Source organism: Romboutsia sp., assembly GCF_051659545.1.
Lineage (GTDB): Bacteria > Bacillota > Clostridia > Peptostreptococcales > Peptostreptococcaceae > JBOFOR01.
The window spans coordinates 1-19195 of the sequence record NZ_JBOFOR010000259.1; the positions used below are offsets into that span (position 1 = coordinate 1).

Annotated in this window: 14 protein-coding genes; all 14 read left to right on the forward strand. The window is 27.3% G+C overall.

Annotation, left to right across the window (positions count from 1 at the left end):
- Nucleotides 1–322 (forward strand): IS66 family insertion sequence element accessory protein TnpB (gene tnpB, locus ACRC03_RS14695; RefSeq protein WP_438653338.1); only part of this gene is annotated, 322 nt, incomplete at its 5' end.
- A gap of 76 nt (nucleotides 323–398) precedes the next feature.
- Nucleotides 399–2036 (forward strand): IS66 family transposase, encoded by a 1638-nt coding sequence (tnpC, locus tag ACRC03_RS14700; protein ID WP_438653339.1) that lies wholly within the window; start codon nucleotides 399–401, stop codon nucleotides 2034–2036.
- A 237-nt stretch (nucleotides 2037–2273) separates the two neighbouring features.
- Entirely contained in the window at nucleotides 2274–3791 is a 1518-nt protein-coding gene (locus ACRC03_RS14705) for an immunoglobulin-like domain-containing protein (protein ID WP_438653340.1), read from the forward strand.
- A gap of 167 nt (nucleotides 3792–3958) precedes the next feature.
- Nucleotides 3959–5791 (forward strand): N-acetylmuramoyl-L-alanine amidase, encoded by a 1833-nt coding sequence (locus ACRC03_RS14710; RefSeq protein WP_438653341.1) that lies wholly within the window; start codon nucleotides 3959–3961, stop codon nucleotides 5789–5791.
- Between the two features lie 165 nt (nucleotides 5792–5956).
- Nucleotides 5957–8794 (forward strand): glucosaminidase domain-containing protein, encoded by a 2838-nt coding sequence (locus ACRC03_RS14715; protein ID WP_438653342.1) that lies wholly within the window; start codon nucleotides 5957–5959, stop codon nucleotides 8792–8794.
- Nucleotides 8795–9079: 285 nt separating this feature from the next.
- On the forward strand, nucleotides 9080–11395 hold the full coding sequence (locus ACRC03_RS14720) for a bifunctional glycosyltransferase/CDP-glycerol:glycerophosphate glycerophosphotransferase (protein WP_438653343.1): 2316 nt from the start codon (nucleotides 9080–9082) through the stop codon (nucleotides 11393–11395).
- An 18-nt stretch (nucleotides 11396–11413) separates the two neighbouring features.
- Nucleotides 11414–12211 carry an ABC transporter permease gene (locus ACRC03_RS14725; RefSeq protein WP_438653344.1) on the forward strand — a complete coding sequence of 266 codons (798 nt, stop codon included), beginning with the start codon at nucleotides 11414–11416 and terminating at the stop codon, nucleotides 12209–12211.
- Between the two features lie 12 nt (nucleotides 12212–12223).
- The gene (locus ACRC03_RS14730; RefSeq protein ID WP_438653345.1) at nucleotides 12224–13369 is read left to right on the forward strand and encodes an ABC transporter ATP-binding protein; all 1146 of its coding nucleotides are present in this window, start codon (nucleotides 12224–12226) and stop codon (nucleotides 13367–13369) included.
- Nucleotides 13370–13436: 67 nt separating this feature from the next.
- Nucleotides 13437–15095, forward strand: a complete 1659-nt coding sequence (locus ACRC03_RS14735) for a CDP-glycerol glycerophosphotransferase family protein (protein WP_438653346.1) — start codon at nucleotides 13437–13439, stop codon at nucleotides 15093–15095.
- A gap of 27 nt (nucleotides 15096–15122) precedes the next feature.
- Nucleotides 15123–15845, forward strand: coding sequence for an IspD/TarI family cytidylyltransferase (locus ACRC03_RS14740; RefSeq protein WP_438653347.1), 723 nt, complete (start codon nucleotides 15123–15125; stop codon nucleotides 15843–15845).
- Nucleotides 15835–16854, forward strand: coding sequence for a zinc-binding dehydrogenase (locus ACRC03_RS14745; protein WP_438653348.1), 1020 nt, complete (start codon nucleotides 15835–15837; stop codon nucleotides 16852–16854). Before ACRC03_RS14740 ends, ACRC03_RS14745 begins: the two co-directional genes overlap by 11 nt.
- A gap of 56 nt (nucleotides 16855–16910) precedes the next feature.
- Nucleotides 16911–18062, forward strand: a complete 1152-nt coding sequence (locus tag ACRC03_RS14750) for a CDP-glycerol glycerophosphotransferase family protein (protein WP_438653349.1) — start codon at nucleotides 16911–16913, stop codon at nucleotides 18060–18062.
- Nucleotides 18063–18071: 9 nt separating this feature from the next.
- Nucleotides 18072–18542, forward strand: a complete 471-nt coding sequence (gene pssD / locus ACRC03_RS14755; protein WP_438653350.1) for a PssD/Cps14F family polysaccharide biosynthesis glycosyltransferase — start codon at nucleotides 18072–18074, stop codon at nucleotides 18540–18542.
- Nucleotides 18542–19006, forward strand: a complete 465-nt coding sequence (gene pssE / locus ACRC03_RS14760) for a PssE/Cps14G family polysaccharide biosynthesis glycosyltransferase (RefSeq protein WP_438653351.1) — start codon at nucleotides 18542–18544, stop codon at nucleotides 19004–19006. The genes pssD and pssE overlap by 1 nt, the downstream gene beginning before the upstream one ends.
- Nucleotides 19007–19195: the final 189 nt, after the last annotated feature.

The window sequence follows — 19195 nt, forward strand, 5'->3', positions numbered from 1 at the left end:
TTACCTAGCTTGTGGCATAACAGATCTTAGAAAAAGTATAGATGGATTAGTATTAGAAGTTCAAAATGGTCTAAAATTAGATCCTTTTGAAAAAGCACTGTTTGTATTTTGTAACAGGCAACAAAATAGAATTAAGATATTACATTTTGATGAAGGGTTTTGGTTATATTACCATAGAATTGAACATAATAAGCTAAAATGGCCTATGACAAAGGAAGAAGCAATAAAAGTTAATAAAGAAGAATTAAGTTGGTTATTGAAAGGATATGAAGTTAGAACAATTTCAAAATTCAAACCTGTAATTCAAAAAAATACCTACTAATAAACAATGTCAAACCCTTGGAAAACCAAGGGTTTTGTGGTATAATAACAGTATATTATATATGAGAGGTCAGTTAATGAAAAATTTAAATATAGATAATCAAATTGATAATATTACTAAGAATTTAATTTTAAGTATGGAAAAAGAAATAGAGACTAGAGATAAAGAAATAGAATCTAAAGATAAGGCTATTCAATCTAAAAACAAAGAAATTGATATTTTAAAAAACGAATTGGAATTTTTAAAAACTCAACTTCTAAATAAAAATAAGAAGTTATTTGGACAATCTAGTGAGCAAATAGATTCAAATCAAATATCTTTATTTAATGAAGCAGAAAAAGAAAGTGATTTAAAACAGGCGGAGCCTACAGTAGAAGAAATAACATATACTAGAAATAAACCAGCTAAAAATATAGGTAAAAAAGATAACCTATCAAATCTAGAAATTGTAACTATAGAACATAAGCTATCAGAAGAAGAAACTATATGTAGTGAATGTAATTCTTCTTTAGTTGAAATAGGTAAAAAAGAAAAAAATATACTAAAATATATACCAGCGAAGCTTTACATTGAAAGACATGTTACATATAGCTACGCTTGTAAGTCATGCGAAGAAACTACTGGACAAGCAAATATAACAACTACTAAATCTCCAGCTACGTTACTACACAAAAGTATGGCATCAAATGAAATACTAGCACATTCAATGTGTTTAAAATATTTATATGCATTGCCATTATATAGGCAAGAAAAATATTTCAAAATGCTAGATGTTAATCTTTCAAGGCAAACTCTATCAAACTGGATGCTCGGTGCAGCAAATGAACTTGGTGTTGTATATGATTTAATGAAAAAACAACTTCTAGAATCAAGTTATATACAAGCAGATGAGACCACACTTAAAGTTATCGATGATAAAGGTAGAGAGTCTAAATCTAAAAAATATATGTGGATGTATAAAACTGGTGGAAATGAAGATTCTATCATTTTGTATGACTATCAACAAACTAGATCAAGTTCTTGTCCTAAAGCATTTTTAGGAGATTATTTAGGATACCTTCAAACTGATGGATATGCTGGGTATAATAAAGTTGAAAATGCTAAAAGGGTATACTGTCTAGCACATATACGTAGAAAATACTATGACATAGTATCAAACCTAGATAAAGAGGCCCTAAAAAAATCAAGAGCAATAATAGGGTTTAATTATTGTGAGAAAATATATGCAATTGAAAAAGAGCTAAGAGAGAGCTACTGTGAAAGAGATGATTTCTTTGATATTAGATATAAAGAAAGATTAAAACGAACGGCTCCTCTTCTTGATGAATTTGAACAATATACTAAAGTTGAAATAGAAAATGCATTACCTAAAAGTCCGTTAGGACAAGCATTAGATTATACTAAAAAACTTCTACCTAGAATGAAAGCTATTTTAGAAGATGGTTCTTTAGAAGTTGACAATAATGCAGCTGAAAGAGCTATAAAGCCATTTGTAATTGGAAGGAAAAATTGGCTATTCTCTAATACAGGAAGAGGTGCAAGATCAAGTGCTACTATTTATAGCATAATTGAAACTGCTAAAAGCCATGGACTTTCAGTAGAAAAGTACTTAGTTTATTTAATGGATGAGCTATCAAATGGAACAGCTTCAATAGAAAATGCAATGCCTTGGTCTAAACTTCTACCAGAATATCTAAAAATACAGTCAAAATAGTTTTCACATTTAAATATAAAATTGTAGCCAATAGCAGTAGAAATCATATTTCTAAACTATTGGCTTTATTATACCAATTTTAAATTATATATGTTAGGCGTCAATTTTTTTACGCTTACCACTATCTAGAGCAACCATATGGTTGTACACATTTATAAAAAATATAGTACATATGATAAGATAATTAATGAAAAAAATGGTAAAATATATAGTGATAAATAAAAAAAGAGGGGTATTATGAAAAATTATAAAAAAAATATAGCAATTCTATTAGCTTCAGTGGTAGTGTTTGGTAATTCTGAGACGAAAGTTATTTCAGCATTAGGAACAAATAATTCAAAAGAAAAGATTATTATCAATGCAGATAGTAAAGAACAAACAATAAAACCTATGGACACAGAACAGCTAAGTAACTACAAACAAAGGCTTATCTATGAAAATAGAATTGCTCCAGAAAAGCCATATGTTACAAGTATAAAAAAGTCAGAAGTTACTACAGGTACACAATATTATGCAGAGGTATCAATAGTAGGTCAAGCGCGAGCAGGAAGTACTGTATATGCTAAATTAGGAACAGCAGAGGCGTCATATACTGTAGGTGACACTGAAAGATTTGGATTTAATATAAAAACATACAATAAAGATATTACGGTTGAATTATATACTGTAGATTCAAAAGGTCAAAAATCAGAGAATACTTTTGTTAGGGTAACATCAGGTGGAGATTATATAATAAACAATGGCACTACTACAAATACAGTACCAACTATTATAGCTAAAGATATAATAGTTAAACCAGGCACTATATTCAACCCACTAGATTATGTCAAAGTTGAAGATAAAGAAGATGGAGATATCTCTAAAGATATAGTAGTAGTTGAAAATACAGTAGATGCTTCAGCAGAAGGAGTATATAAAGTTATTTATACTGTAAAAGATAGCGATGATAACATAGCTATAAAAGAAATAAAAGTAACCGTAGGGTATGAACTAGTAATAATGAATAGAGTACCAGAAATAACTGCAACTGATGTAGTATTAAGAATAGGAGATCTATTTAATCCATTAAGTATAGTAAGCGCAAAGGACTATGAAGATGGAGATATAAGTAATAGCATTGAAATACTAGAAAATACAGTAGACACAACAAAAGTAGGCACATATAAAGTAGTATATAAAGTAACTGATAGTGAAGGAGCAAGTTCTAAAAAAGAAATAAATGTAGTAATAAACAATTTATTTACAACATTTGCTGTAAATAGTATCAACAATAAATCAATAACACTCATCGGAAATGGAATAAGTGGTGCAACTGTAACTGCATATGTAAATAATAAACAAATAGGAAATGTGACAACTGTGGATGTACTTGGTAGATATAAAATAGATATACCACAACAATTAGCAAATACAATTATAGTAGTAAAAATGAGAAGGTCTGGATATGAAACAGAGCAGACAAACTTAAAAGTAAATGAAGTAGCATCTAAATACAATAAACTGTTGACAAAGGATATATATAAATATGATGTAGGTAAAGATAATCATTTAACATATATAAATGGAAAAGGATATTCACAGTATTCTTATCTGAACACAAGTGGGAAATATGCGTTTACACCAAGTTCATGGATGAAAGCAGCAGGACTAGAGGTAAGTATGCCAACAAGTAGCAATGGATACATGATGAAGATAGATAATCCTTACATAAAAAAATATGAAGATACAATAAAACAGATAAATGAGTATTTATAATGAAGAAATAATTTTTTCTATGACTATTTTTCATATTTATTCATAAAATATGAAAAATAGTTATACAGTAATTGACTAAAAATAACATTATACTATATAATTATTATATAACTGCAGACAATATATGGTATGAAGCAAGTTAATGAGTAGACAGAGGAGGAGATATATTGAGGAGAAATTTAAATAGGAAAATAAAGAAAATGGTGATTTGTGGAATAGTATCAATGACGCCAATAATTTTTAATGTAAATGTAGCAAATGCAGATTCAGGTCTAGAAAATGAACTATCGACTCTCATAAATAAATACAATGGACAAGATATAATAGTTGAAAATGGAATATCTTTAAGAAAAAATGAAACTTTAGATTTATCTATGTATTCTGGATGGGAAATGTCAAATGAAGAAACTGTAGATATAAATAAAAAGGGTATCGTTACACCAGAATCAGAGGGTACAGTATTCTTAAGTAATGAAATAAATGGAAAAGTTCATATAATAGAAATATATGTGTCAGATGGAAGTGTAGTTAGAAGTACTTTATCAGAAACTAAAAATCTTGATAGGGATTATTATAAAGTATTTATAGATGCAGGGCATGGAGGCACTGATCCTGGAAATGTAAGCTATGGATATGATGAAAAAAAATTGAACTTACAAATAGCAAAATTAGTTGAGACTAAGTTAAATGCAAAAAATATAAAAATAGAAGTTATGATGAGTAGGTCAACAGATAAATACTTAACATTAAAAGATAGAGCAATTATGGCTAATGAATATGGCTCAGATGTGTTTGTGTCAATTCATAACAATGCTTATACAAGTTCATCTGCAAATGGTATAGAAACTTTCTATCATACTAACAAAGCAACTCATAAACCACTTGCAAGTGAAATTCAAACTAATGCAATAAAAGAATCAGGAGCAAAAAATAGAGGGGTTAAAGATGCAAACTATGCAGTATTAAGAGAGACTAATATGACATCTGCATTATTTGAAGGTGGATTCATGACTAATCAAGCAGAATTGAACAAATTGACTGATCCATCATATCAAAATAAATTAGCTACGGCTATAGCAAATGGAATAGAAAAATATTTAGTAGAAAATATAAAATTAAATCCAACTAAGCCAGAGGAACTACCAGTTATAAGTACAGCTGAAGTAACAGCAAGTGCGCTGAATGTAAGAAGTGGGTATGGAGAAAATTACAGTAAAATAGGATCGTTACCAAAGGGAACTAAAGTGGAAATAGTAGCTACTAAAAATGAATGGCATAAAATTAAATTCAATGGGGGCTATGGTCATGTATCAGGAAGTTATGTGAAAATTTTAAATGATAATGAAACTCCTGAACTTATACCACCTATAGTACCATCAACAAAAACAATAACTAGCGATATATACAAGTATGATGCAGGTAAAGGAAACTATTTAACGTATATAAATGGAAATGGATATTCTCAATACTCATACTTAAATAGAAGTGGAAATTACGCATTTATACCAAGTTCTTGGCTAAAGGCAGTTGGATTAAATGTAAAAATGCCAACAACTGAAAATGGATATATAATGCAAATAACAAATCCATATGTAAAGATGGTAAAAGAAGCAGAAGATATATTAAATAAAGCTAAGTTAGGAAGAATATATCCTGAAGAAATAAAAAAGGAATTAAATATTATTAAAAGTTCTGTAGATCAAGGTAATCAAAATACATCTGTCAAATCAACTCCAAAAAGAACTCTTACAACTGATATATATAAGTATGATGCAGGCAAAGGAAAGTATTTAACGTATATAAATGGTAAGGGATACTCACAATATACATACTTAAATACAAGTGGTAATTATGCATTTGCACCGAGTTCTTGGATAAAAGCTGCAGGAGTAGATATAACAATTCCTACAAGTAGCAATGGATACATGACAAAAATAAATAATCCATATATGAATACGTACAATAATATAGTTAGCCAATTAAATGAATATATACAATAGCAAAACTCCCTAAATTTTTAGGGAGTTTTTTACATTTACACCCAGTTAATAGACAGTAGAATCAGGACTTAATGTAACCATGCAAAATAGATGATCTATATATACACATATAATGGAAGTATGATAAACTAATAGAGTAAAACAATTAAAGGGGGAATTTTTATAATGCATATAAATAAAATACAGTCAATAGTGCTTGCAATGGTTATAGTATATACTTCGTGCCCATGGAACATAGTAGAGGCTTATTCCAAAAATACCAACACTAATATTATAACTAATACAGTTGGTCAACTATACGAAAAACAAAAAACAATCATTCCTAAAAACTATAATTTAGATGAAGAATTAGATATGCCAAAAGAGGTAAAAGATGACTTAAAGGCTCTATATAATATAAAATATTTAAAAACAAAAACAAGCTCTAAGTATGAAATTGCACTAGCATATGAAAATGGAGATTACGCATACGTAGATAATTCGGATGATATTAATGCTGCAATTGAAATGGCAGATAATATGCAAAACAAGGTAAAAAGTAATGTAATACCAGTTGTAATAAATAAAGATGGAGTGGTAGTGTATGCAACTGAATCCATAGGAAAGATAGTTAAAATAATTGATGGTAGGCCAGTGGTGGAAGGTGATAGTGACTATAGCAAATATACTGCAAATATATATAAAACAGCAACATCAACAAGCTCTTTTACCTATATAAATCATTCCTATATAGATGATGCTCCTATTATAGAAAATAATGGTAAAAGAAGTAAAATACAAGTGAATGGTATAACTGGATGGCTAGACAATGAAGATGCTGAAGGTGTGAATATAATATCGGTGCCTATTAACCAAGTTAAGAATCTAAGTTATTTTGAAATAAATGAAAATGGTAGTTTAAATCATTATATTAGTTTTGATATCGAAACTGAAGGCAATGGGAATAAAAGAACCATAGGTTTAGCACCTTCATTTATGGAAGTAGGTAAAAAATACTATAGCTATGATGCAAAGTATTTTTATACAAATATAGAAGACGTATTAAATGATTTAGAAGAAAATACAAACAAAAGAGCTATAAATACCAATGACCCGTATTATAATTACTATACCAATATACCAGCAAGACACCAAAGTATATTTTCAGTAAATGAAATAAATGATTATATAGCTAATAATGCACCATCAGATAGTGTGTTAAGAAATAAAGGTCAAGCTTTTTTAGATGCTCAAGAAAAATATGGAGTAAGTGCTAATCTTATATTAGGAGTAGCAATGAATGAATCTGGTAGAGGAACATCTAAGTTAGCAAAAGAAAAAAACAATATATTTGGACTAAATGCAGTAGATTCATCACCTGGACAAAGTGCAGATTATTTTCCGAGTATAGATGCTTGCATAGAAGATTTTGCTAAGAACTGGATGAATAATCAATATTTAAATCCAAAATCATGGAAATATAATGGATCTAACCTAGGTAACAAGGTAGCTGGAATAAATGTAATGTATGCAAGTGATCCTTACTGGGGAGAAAAAGCGGCTGATTTTATGCATAGAATGGATAGATATATAAGTGGTAGAAGTAACCTAATAGATTATAATAGATATCAGCTTGGTATATATACATCAACAGATATAGTAGTAGATAGTAATAGTAATGCGTTATATAATATTCAATCAAATCGTAATAGTGGAGCTCAAATAGGAGATTCACTTATAGTAATAAATGAATCAAATGGAAAAACTCAATTACAACCTGATAGAACAGTTCCTATAAATCAAGATAATCCAACTATATACGATTGGAATAAAAAAGCATATGTAAACTCATCGAGTGTAACATTCGTAAATGAGAAAGAAAATATGCTAAGAGAATTTAATAATTTTACTGTCAACGATATAAACACTACGGCTACATGGGTAATAGGAAAGGGTGTAACTGGAGCGACAGTAAAAGCGTATGTAGGTGATAAGCAAATAGGTACTACTTCAACTGTAGATATTAATGAAAATTATAAAATAGATATACCTCGTCAATCACCTGGAATTAAAATAACAGTAGAAATTAATAAACTTGGATATAAAGAAACGAAAAAGACTATTACCGTATTGAATGTATTTAATAGATTTAGTGTAAATGAGTTGACATCAAAGTCTAAAGAGATAATAGGAAAAGGAGTAAATGGTGCAACAGTAAAGGTATATGTAAATGGTAAGCAAATAGGAACAACGGCAACTGTTAATTCTAGTGGAGATTATAAGATAAGCATACCAGAACAAAAGTCTAATACAAAAATAACTATAAATATGAGTAAAACAGGGTACCAGACAGCGATTAAGACTACAAATGTAATAGCCATAGTATCAAATACAAAAGTGAATCTAACAAAAGATATATATAAGTATGATATAGGATCAAACAACTATTTAACATATATAAATGGAAAAGGATATTCGCAATTTTCATATTTAAACAAGAGTGGAAAATATGCATTTACACCAAGTTCATGGATGAAGGCAGCAGGGCTTAGTATAACTATGCCGACTAGCACAAATGGATATATGATGATAATAAACAATGATTATATTGAAATGTCTAAGGAAGCGAAGGATTTACTAAATAAGATTAAATCAAATAAAATATTAATAGAAAAAGCTAGAACACAATTGTCCATGATCAAAAACAAAGAAATGAAAATAGAAACATTAACTGATACAGGATCAACAGGTAAGGCATCTACTAAAGTAAGTTTAACAACGGATATCTATAGATATGATGCGGGTGAAGGACGATATCTGACATATATAAATGGAAAAGGATACTCACAATATTCATATTTAAATAAGAGTGGAAAATATGCATTTACACCAAGTTCATGGATGAATGCAGCAGGGCTTAATATAACAATGCCAAACTCAAGTAATGGATACAAAATGACTATAACTAACAAATATGTAAATGAATATAATGATCTGATAAAACAAATAGAGTCATATATATAATCAACACATAAATAAAAATAATAAATAAAAGATCTAGCATATAATAAGCATTTTAAAATGTATATACGCTAGATCTTTTATTTATTATAAATGTTTTATGCTAAGAGTAGGAAAATATAAATAAAAATTATTAAATAGGAGAATTATAAAAGTACTTATAAAAAAATAATAAACGTTATAGAAAATAATGATTGTATAATTAAATATTAGACAAAAATTTACAAATACTACATAGGTATGATATAATCTAAAGGTTAAAAATAAAGGTAAATTAAGGAGGACTTAATGGTGACTATTCCAAAAATAAGTATAATTATACCGGTATATAATGTAGAGGAGTACATAAGTTACACTTTAGATTCAGTACTAAATCAAACATTAAAAGAAATTGAAATTATATTAATTGATGATGGTTCGACAGATAATAGTAAAACTATAATAGAAGAATACTCAAAAAAATATAATAATATTAAAATAATATACCAACAAAATAGTGGACCTAGTAAAGCGCGTAATAGGGGAATTGAACTAGCTAAAGGGGAATTTATAACATTTGCAGACTCTGATGATATATTACCACCAAAATCACTGGAAGTTAGATATAATACTGCCATAGAAACGAATTCAGATATAGTTATAGGTGGAACATATAAGTTCAACAGTAAGAAAAAATGGATGCTAGAGCAACACTTTTTAGGAGATGGAGAAAAAAATGTAAGACAAAATGGTTCTGTATTATGGACGGTTAGTCCTTGGAACAAAATATATAAATCAGAATTAATAAAGCAAATTAGATTTCCAGAAAATTTAAAATATGCAGAAGATCAACCTTTTGTTTTAGAGGCATATTTAAAAGCTGATAAGATGTATTCTATAAATGAAGTAGTATATTATTATAGGATGAGAGAAAATAATAATGAATCTTTAACAGATAAAAGACATAGTGATTCAGCTAACGTAATTCGTCAAATATTGGAAGTTTGGAAAATGTGTTGTGATATTATTGATAAATATGTAGAAAATGAATTTATAGCAAATAAAATAAAATCAAATTATATGGAGAGATTAGCTGCAGCTGATATATGGATACCTGTAAAAGCATCGATAATTAGTAAAAATAAAGAATTACAAAGAGATGCATTAAAATATTCAATAGAACTAGTTGAAAATATAAATGAAAAAGTCATGAATGAACAAAAGAAATTAATATGGATAATGACAAAAGGAATAACTGATAGATATCTATTTATTGATAAAAGTAACAGAAAACTAGTTTTACAACTTATAAAAACTGTATTTAATAAATTAGATGCAAATAGTATATATAAATTTAGAAGTGAACAAGGTTACTATGTAAGTTGCATGAAAAGAGCTATAAAAACAAACTCTACACTACATATATATGAGTTTTTGATAAGAAGAAGGATAAAAAGAATAAAAAATAAATTGAAGTTATCCAATATAAAGAAAAGCATAGATAAAAGAGTTACGAAATTATGTACAGAGGGTGTATTTAAAATTTCAAAAATACTGCCGGTAAAGAAAAATTTAATTATACTAGCTACGAATAAAGGAACAGAATTAGAAGGAAACCTAAAGTTTATAGATGATGAATTAATTAGATATAAAGATTTAGATGTAAAAGTTTATCTAGATAAAAAAAATATAAGTAAAAAAGAACTTGTAAAAATGTACTATAATTTTGCAAGGGCTAAATTTATATTATTAGATAATTATTACAGGCAAATATATGGATATAGATTTAAAGAAAAGACTGAGATTATACAATTGTGGCATGCATGTGGTGCATTTAAAAAATTTGGATTTAGTGCAATAGGACAAGCAGATAGCAATAGCCGTTCATTTGAAGAAAATGCACATAGAAACTACACAAAAGTACTTACAAGTTCTAAAAATATTAATAAACATTATGCGGAAGCTTTTAATATTGACGAAGAAAAAATACTGAATATAGGGATACCAAGAACAGATGGAATATTAAATGAAGAATATAGAGAGTTTATCAAATTAAATCTAGAAAATATGTATCCTCAAATTAAAGGTAAAAAAATAATAACATATGCACCTACGTTTAGAGGTAATCCAAGGCAACGTAAGAACTTCAAATGTGAATTGGATTATGAAACAATACTAAAAGAGTTAGGAGATGAGTATGTTATTATATTAAAACTTCATCCTGCTGTGACAGAAAAATTTGAAATTTTAAACGATGAATATAAAGATAGAGTATTAAATCTAACAAAATATAAAGATATAAATGATATATTAAGTATAACGGATATTCTTATAACAGATTATTCGTCTGTTATATTTGAATATGCTTTATTAGATAGACCGATAATTTTATTTGCATATGATTTAGATTCATATGTTGATGAAAGAAACTTCTATTATGAATATAATGAGTTAGTTCCAGGTCCAATAGTAAAAACGAATAAGGAAATTATAGACTGTATACAAAGTAATAAGTTTGATTTTAATAAAATCAATGAATTCAAAAATAAATTCTTTGATTTCAAAGATTCAAATGGGACTAAAAGAATTGTTGAATTTATGAGAAAAGAAATCAAAAATTCTTAGGGTAAAAGGTGGTAATGTATGCTTAGACAAGTAATAAAAGAAAATATACGTTATAGAAAGCAAACGTTGATGTTATCAAAAGTAGATCTTGTAAAGTATTATAAAGGAACTGCACTGGGTTATCTATGGGCCTTAATAAAACCTATGGTAACAATAGGTGTATATCTATTTGCATTTCAAGTTGGAATTAGGAAGGGAGCTCCAATGGATGGCTTCCCATTTTTTCTATGGTTAATAGCTGGATTAGTACCGTGGTTTTTTATAAGTGAGGCGATAATAGCAGGAACTATGTCAATAAGATCATATAAACAATTTGTAACTAAAATGAAGTTTCCAGTAATAACAATACCAAGTTTCGTATTACTATCAAAAATATATGTACAAGTAGGCTTAATAATACCTGTTATTGGTATATTTATTGTATATGGTTATAATCCAGATGTATATTATTTACAACTACTTTACTATGTCCCGACTATGTTACTATTTTTTATAGTATTATCATGGAGTTTTGGATCTATAGCAGTTATAAGTAGAGATTTTGAAAATTTAGTAAAATCGTCATTGCAAGCCTTATTATGGATAACACCAATATTATGGAATCTAAATGATGTATCATCGCCAAAGCTTAGATTTATATTAAAATTAAATCCATTAAATTACTTCATAGAAGGATATAGAGATATATTTTTATATAAAAGGTGGTTTTTTGAAACTACATACACAATATATATATGGATAGTTATAGCTATTTTAGCAGTAATAGGTTCGATTATATATAAAAAAATATACAAGGAATTTGCGGATGTATTGTAAAGGGATGATTATATGAAATATTCAATTGAAATTAAAAAACTAACCAAAGAATATAAATTGTACAAAAATGATAAAGATAGGTTTAAAGATTTGTTTGGAGGAAAAAGATACACAACATACGTAGCTTTAAATAATTTGAGCATTGATTTACATGAAGGAGAAGTAATTGGAATTCTTGGTAAAAATGGTTCGGGAAAGTCAACACTATTAAAGATGATAACAGGTGTGGTATTTCCGACAAGTGGAGATATAAAAGTAAATGGAAAAGTATCTGCACTATTAGAATTAACTGCAGGATTTGATAGTGAATTAACAGGAAGAGAAAATATATATTTAAAGGGATACGGATTAGGTCTTGAAAGAAAATTTATAGATAAAAAAATAGATAGTATAATAGACTTCGCAGAAATTGGAGAATATATAGATCAACCAGTAAGAATGTATTCCAGTGGTATGAAATCAAGGTTAGGATTTGCTATATCTGTAAATATAGATCCAGATATACTAGTGGTAGATGAAGCACTAGCCGTTGGAGATGAAATATTTAGGCAAAAATGTCTAAACAAAATGAGTGAAATAAAAAGAATGGGCAAAACTATTTTATTTGTATCACATTCTATAGGTCAAATAAAATCTTTTTGTACTAAAGGAATGTGGCTTCATGAAGGGAATATGATTTTTTATGGAGATATAGACGAGGTTTCTAGCCTATATGAGCAATATCTAAAGGGGGTATCTGTTGAAGAAATTATAGCAAATCCAGAAAAGTATAAAAATATTATACAAGTGAAACAAAGCTTAATTGAAACTAATATAGAAAATGGAAAAACAATTTTGAAGGGCTATGTATCTATAGATAAAGATGAGAATGTATCTATAAAAAATATACAACTATTTGACCCCAAAAGAACCATAACATTGCCTATAACTAAACAAGTAATGACAGATAAAAGAAAAATTGAATACAAAGCAAATGTAATTAATGAAGAACTTCCTACGGGTGAGTTTAAAGTCAAAATTAATATCAATATTTGTAATAAGGACTATGAAAGAGAAATATGGTGTAGTAACAAAACAGGACAATATATAGACCATATAAATAATCTGGATATAAAAATAATTAAAAATAGATTAAAAGTGATCAAAAAAGACAAATAAGGTAAAATATGTTATAATTTAGATGATAGTTTTTTAGCTTAATATAAAACATACAGGAGTAATTAAAATGCCAAAATTTATAGGGGAAATAGAAAACATAGCCTGGAATTTTTGTCCAAATATGGTTTATTTTGAAGGATATGCTTTAATAAATGGAATGGATATAAGTAAATCAAATAAAGTAAAAAAATCTATTATAATAACTAACGGAATAAAAAGATTCTTCATACCCTTAAATAACACATTGAAGACTGAAGCAACGATAAAATTTGGAAATGGCAAGTACAATTATGATTTTGCAGGATTTGAAGGATTTATAGATTTAGAATTTATAAATGATATGCAACCTATTTCTGAAGGAAAGTGGTTTATTTACTTATATATAAATGCAAATGGAGAAGAAATAGAAAGTGAAATTAATTATAAGAAGGAGTTAAATAATTTAAGTGAAAAAATATTAAATGGGTCAAATATAGAATTAAATAACGTAGTAAATCTAGAAAAGGGTCCCAAGGATAATGTTATACTAAATGTAAAAACTCATTATAAAAATAATCATGAGATTAAAGTAAATAAAATACTAAAATTAAAGGCACAAATTTTAAAGATTCAGAGAAAAATTGGCAATGTTATATTTCAAAATTTATATAAAGGAATGAGATTTTTAAAAGTAAATAATAATAGAGTAACTTTTCTGTCTAATAGTAGAGTTGATTTTACTGGAAATTTTGAATTTATATACAATGAATTACAAGACAGAGGTGGGTATGATATTAAGTATATATTAAAGCCAAGCATATCAAGTAAAAGAACATTAAAAGACAAGATAAACTTACTTTATTATATATCAACGAGTAAATTTATTTTGCTTGACGATTATTATCCACAAATCTATAAATATAAAATAAAAGAGAATATAGAAGTAATTCAATTATGGCATGCAGCGGGAGCTTTTAAAACTTTTGGATTTAGTAGACTAGGAAAAAGAGGTGGACCTGACATCAGGTCTAGAAATCATAGAAATTATACTAAGGCAATTGTAAGTTCGGATAGGATAAAGAAACATTATGCAGAAGCTTTTGGAATTTCAGAGAATAAAGTGATTGCAACAGGAGTGCCAAGGACTGACATATTTTTTGATACTGAGTATAAAGAAAAAAGAATACAAGAATTATATTGTAAATACTCTCTATTGAAAAATAAAAAAGTTATTATGTTCGCACCTACTTTTAGAGGAAATGGCCAAAAAGATGCATATTACGACTTTGATAAGATCGATATAGAAAAGATGTACAATAAATTATCTGATGATTATGTTATGATAATGAAGCTACATCCTTTCATTTCAAATATACTTAAAATTGATGAAAAATATAAAGAATTTATAATAGATCTTTCATTTGAAAGAGAAATTAATCACCTGTTATTTGTATCAGATATACTAATAACTGACTACTCATCTGTATGTTTTGAGTATTCATTATTAAATAGACCAATGATATTCTTTGCATATGATTTAGAAGAATATATTGCAACAAGAGATTTTTATTATTCATACGAAAGTTTTGTTCCAGGACCAATAGCAAGAACCACAGATGAAATAATAGATATAATCAAAAATAATAAGTATGAACAAGAAAAACTTGATAAATTTAGAACTAGATTCTTTGATGATTTTGACGGTAAATCAACTCAAAGAGTGGTAGATATGCTACTAAAAAATTAATAACAAATAAACAATTGAGGTGATAGTATGATTTATGCAGAAATACTAGCAGGTGGAAAAGGAACTCGTATGGGCAATACTGAAATGCCAAAACAATTTTTAAGTATAGGAAATAAACCAGTAATAGTTCATACATTAGAAATGTTTTTATTAAATAGTAGATTTAATAAAATCATTATAGTTACACCAAAACAATGGATTCAACACACTAATGATTTAATAAATAAACATATACCAAAAGATGCAGCTGAAAAAATTTGTGTTTGTGAAGGTGGAAAAGATAGAAATCAGTCTATAATGAATGGGATTAAATATATAGAAAGTAATTATGGTATAAATGAAGATGATGTAATTGTTACACATGATGCGGTAAGACCATTTTTAACTCATAGAATAATAGAAGAAAATATAGATATGGCTTTAGAATGTGGAGCTACAGACACAGTAGTGCCAGCATTTGACACAATAGTAGAATCTAAAAATGGAGAGTTTATAACAGAAATACCAATAAGAGATTTTATGTACCAAGGTCAAACACCTCAAAGTTTTAATATAAATAAATTGACTAAGCTATATAATTCACTAACAGAAGAAGAAAAAATAATATTAACAGATGCTGCTAAAATATTTGTAGTAAAGGGCGAAAAAGTTAAGCTTGTTCAAGGTGAAGTATTTAATATAAAAATAACGACTCAATATGATTTAAAGCTTGCAAATGCGTTAATAAAAGGTGATAAAGATGATAAATAAAGTTTATAGGTTAATTAGTGCTAAGCAAATAACTGTAGAATTTGAAGAAAGAACACTAGAAGGTGAAGGTATTGTAATAAGACCTACTAAGCTATCTATATGTGCGGCGGACCAAAGATACTACACAGGAACTAGAGGTAAAGAAGCTATGAAAACAAAGCTTCCAATGGCACTTATCCATGAAGGTGTAGGACAAGTAGTATATGATCCAAAAGGTGAATTTAAAGTAGGCGACCGTGTGGTAATGATACCAAATACTCCTACAGAAGAAGAAAAAATAATTGCTGAAAACTATTTAAAATCTAGTAAATTTAGAGCTAGTGGGTTTGATGGTTTTATGCAAGATTATGTATTTATGAGAAGAGATAGGGTAATTAAATATACTAAAGTAAATGATGATATTGCTTCATTCTTAGAATTATTAAGTGTGGCAATGCATTCTATAAGTAGATTTGACAAAAAGTCTCATGCTCAAAAAGATACTATTGGTATTTGGGGAGATGGAAATTTAGGGTTTATCACAGCCTTAATATTAAAGAAAAAATACCCAGAGTCAAAAATAATTGCATTTGGTAAAAATGAAGAAAAATTAGAATTTTTCTCTTTTGTAGATGAAGCACATCAAATAGATAATATACCAAGTGATGTTACTGTAGATCATGCTTTTGAAGCTGTAGGAGGTAAAGCAAGCCAGTATGCTATAGATCAAATAATAGAATACTTAAATCCTGAAGGTACAATTGCATTATTGGGCGTATCTGAAAACCCTATAGAGATTAATACGAGGATGGTACTAGAAAGAGGGATAACATTACTAGGCAGTAGTAGAAGTGGTAGAAAAGATTTTGCAGATGCAATAGATTTCTTAGAAACTTATCAAGATGCTCAAAATCAATTACATAAACTAATATCTTCTGTAATAGATGTACATTCGATACAAGATATGGTAAAAGCTTTTGAGTACGATTTGACAACTTCGTTTAAGACTATAATGAACTGGAGAGTATAATAAATAAAGGACCCGAAAGGGTCTTTATTTAAATATATAAAAGAGGTGAATAAAATTTGAAAACTTTAGAACGTATAGTGTTAAAATATATAATTAAGATATGGTATATAATATTTTCACTACTTCCAATAAAAAGAAGAATAGTCTTTGCTACATATAGAATGGATGATATAAAAGATAATTTTAAGTTTATATACAATGAAATAAAATCCAGAAATATAAACTATGAATGTAAATTCTTATTAGAAAAATTTAATCCAGGAATAAATGGAAAGATTAAATATTTAATACATCTTATAAAAGCAACCTATTATATGGCAACATCAGAGTATTTTATAATTGATGATTTTTATTTTCCTGTATATGTAATAGAACCAAGAAAAGGTACTGAGATAATACAAGTATGGCATGCTTGCGGGGCTTTTAAAAAATTTGGATATAGCATAATAGATAAAGAATATGGGGCGAATAATAATTATATTAAGCATATTCCTATACACAAAAATTATTCACATGTGCTAGTTAGCTCTAAAGAGGTAAAATCTTTTTATGCTCAAGCATTTAATATGAGTGAATCTAATATAAGTCCGATAGGTATTCCGAGAACAGATATATTTTTTGATAAACAAATACAACAAAAGTCTAAAGAAAAATTATATAATAAGTATCCGATATTAAAAAATAAAAAATTGATACTATATGCACCTACATTTAGAGGAACTAGTCAATCAAATGCAAAAATGGATATAGATTTTGACTTAGATAGGATACTAGATACTCTAGACGAAAATACTATTTTTGGATTAAAAATGCATCCATTTGTAAAAAAACTTCCAGATTTATCAGGGTATGACAATGTGGTTGATTTATCAAAATATGAAGAAATAAATGATATATTACTAATAACAAATCTTTTAATAACTGATTATTCATCTATTATATTTGAATATTCTTTACTCGAAAAACCTATAATATTTTTTGCAAAAGATAAAGAAATATATGAAAAAGAAAGAGATTTTTACTATGACTATGAATCATTGGTACCAGGTCCAATAGTAGATAATACTGAGGATTTAATTAAAATAATAAAAACTAATGATTTTGATAAAGACAAACTAGTTAGATTTAAAAATAAATTTTTTGATTATACAGATGGAAAATCATCTAAAAGATTTGTAGATAAAATAATTTTAAAAAATAAAAGTTAAGGTGAAACTATGAAAAAAGTTATATTTATATCATCAACAGGTGGACATTTATCTGAACTGATGCAGATGGAGGGTATATTTGAACATTGCGATTACCATATAATTACAGAAAAGACAGATACAACAATCAAGCTTAAGGATAAATACGGTGATAAAATAAGTTATTTAATATATGGTGCAAGGAACTATATGCTAAGTTATAGTATTAAATTTCCAATGAATATAATTAAATCTTTAATTTTATTTATAAAAATAAATCCAGATGTAATTGTTACGACAGGAGCACATACAGCAGTTCCTATGTGTTATATTGCTAAAATCTTTAAAAAGAAAGTGATTTTTATAGAGAGTTTTGCGAGAGTAAATTCTAAGAGTATGTCTGGAAAGCTTGTAAACAAAATAGCTGATTTATTTATAGTACAACATGAAGAAATGTTAGATGTTTACAAAAATGCTATATATCAAGGAGAATTATATTAATGATATTTGTAACATTAGGAACACATGAATTGCCATTTAATAGATTATTAAATTATATAGATAAGTTAGATATAAAGGAAGAAGTAATAATACAATTTGGTAATACAGAGTATGAGTCTAAAAAATATAAAGTGATAAAATTTATGAATGAAAAAGAGTTTAATAGTACTATAGATAAATCTGATCTTGTAATATGTCATGGTGGTGTAGGAACAATATTAGCAGCATTACGTAAAAATAAGAAAGTTATAGTAGTGCCTAGACTATCAAAATACAAAGAGCATAATGATGATCATCAGTTAGAAATCACTCAAAAATTTGCTAAAAATAGATATATATTAGATTGTGTTAACTTTGAGGAAATAAAGGATGTAATTAAAAATTATAAAACTATTAGTCTCAATAAATATCCCTTTGAAAATAGAAAGTTGATTAATTTTATAGATAAAAATATAAAATCATAATAAATTTTTATCCCGTATATTAAGATTTAATCAATATTGTTAAAGATAAAATAATAACTAGATATTTTAGGTTTAAAATGATTAAATTACTTTTGAAAAATCATTTATCCTGTGTTATTATATGATAATAAGATAGAAATACGGCTAACTATATTGTAAATTATATATACATGAATAACTTATAATTTT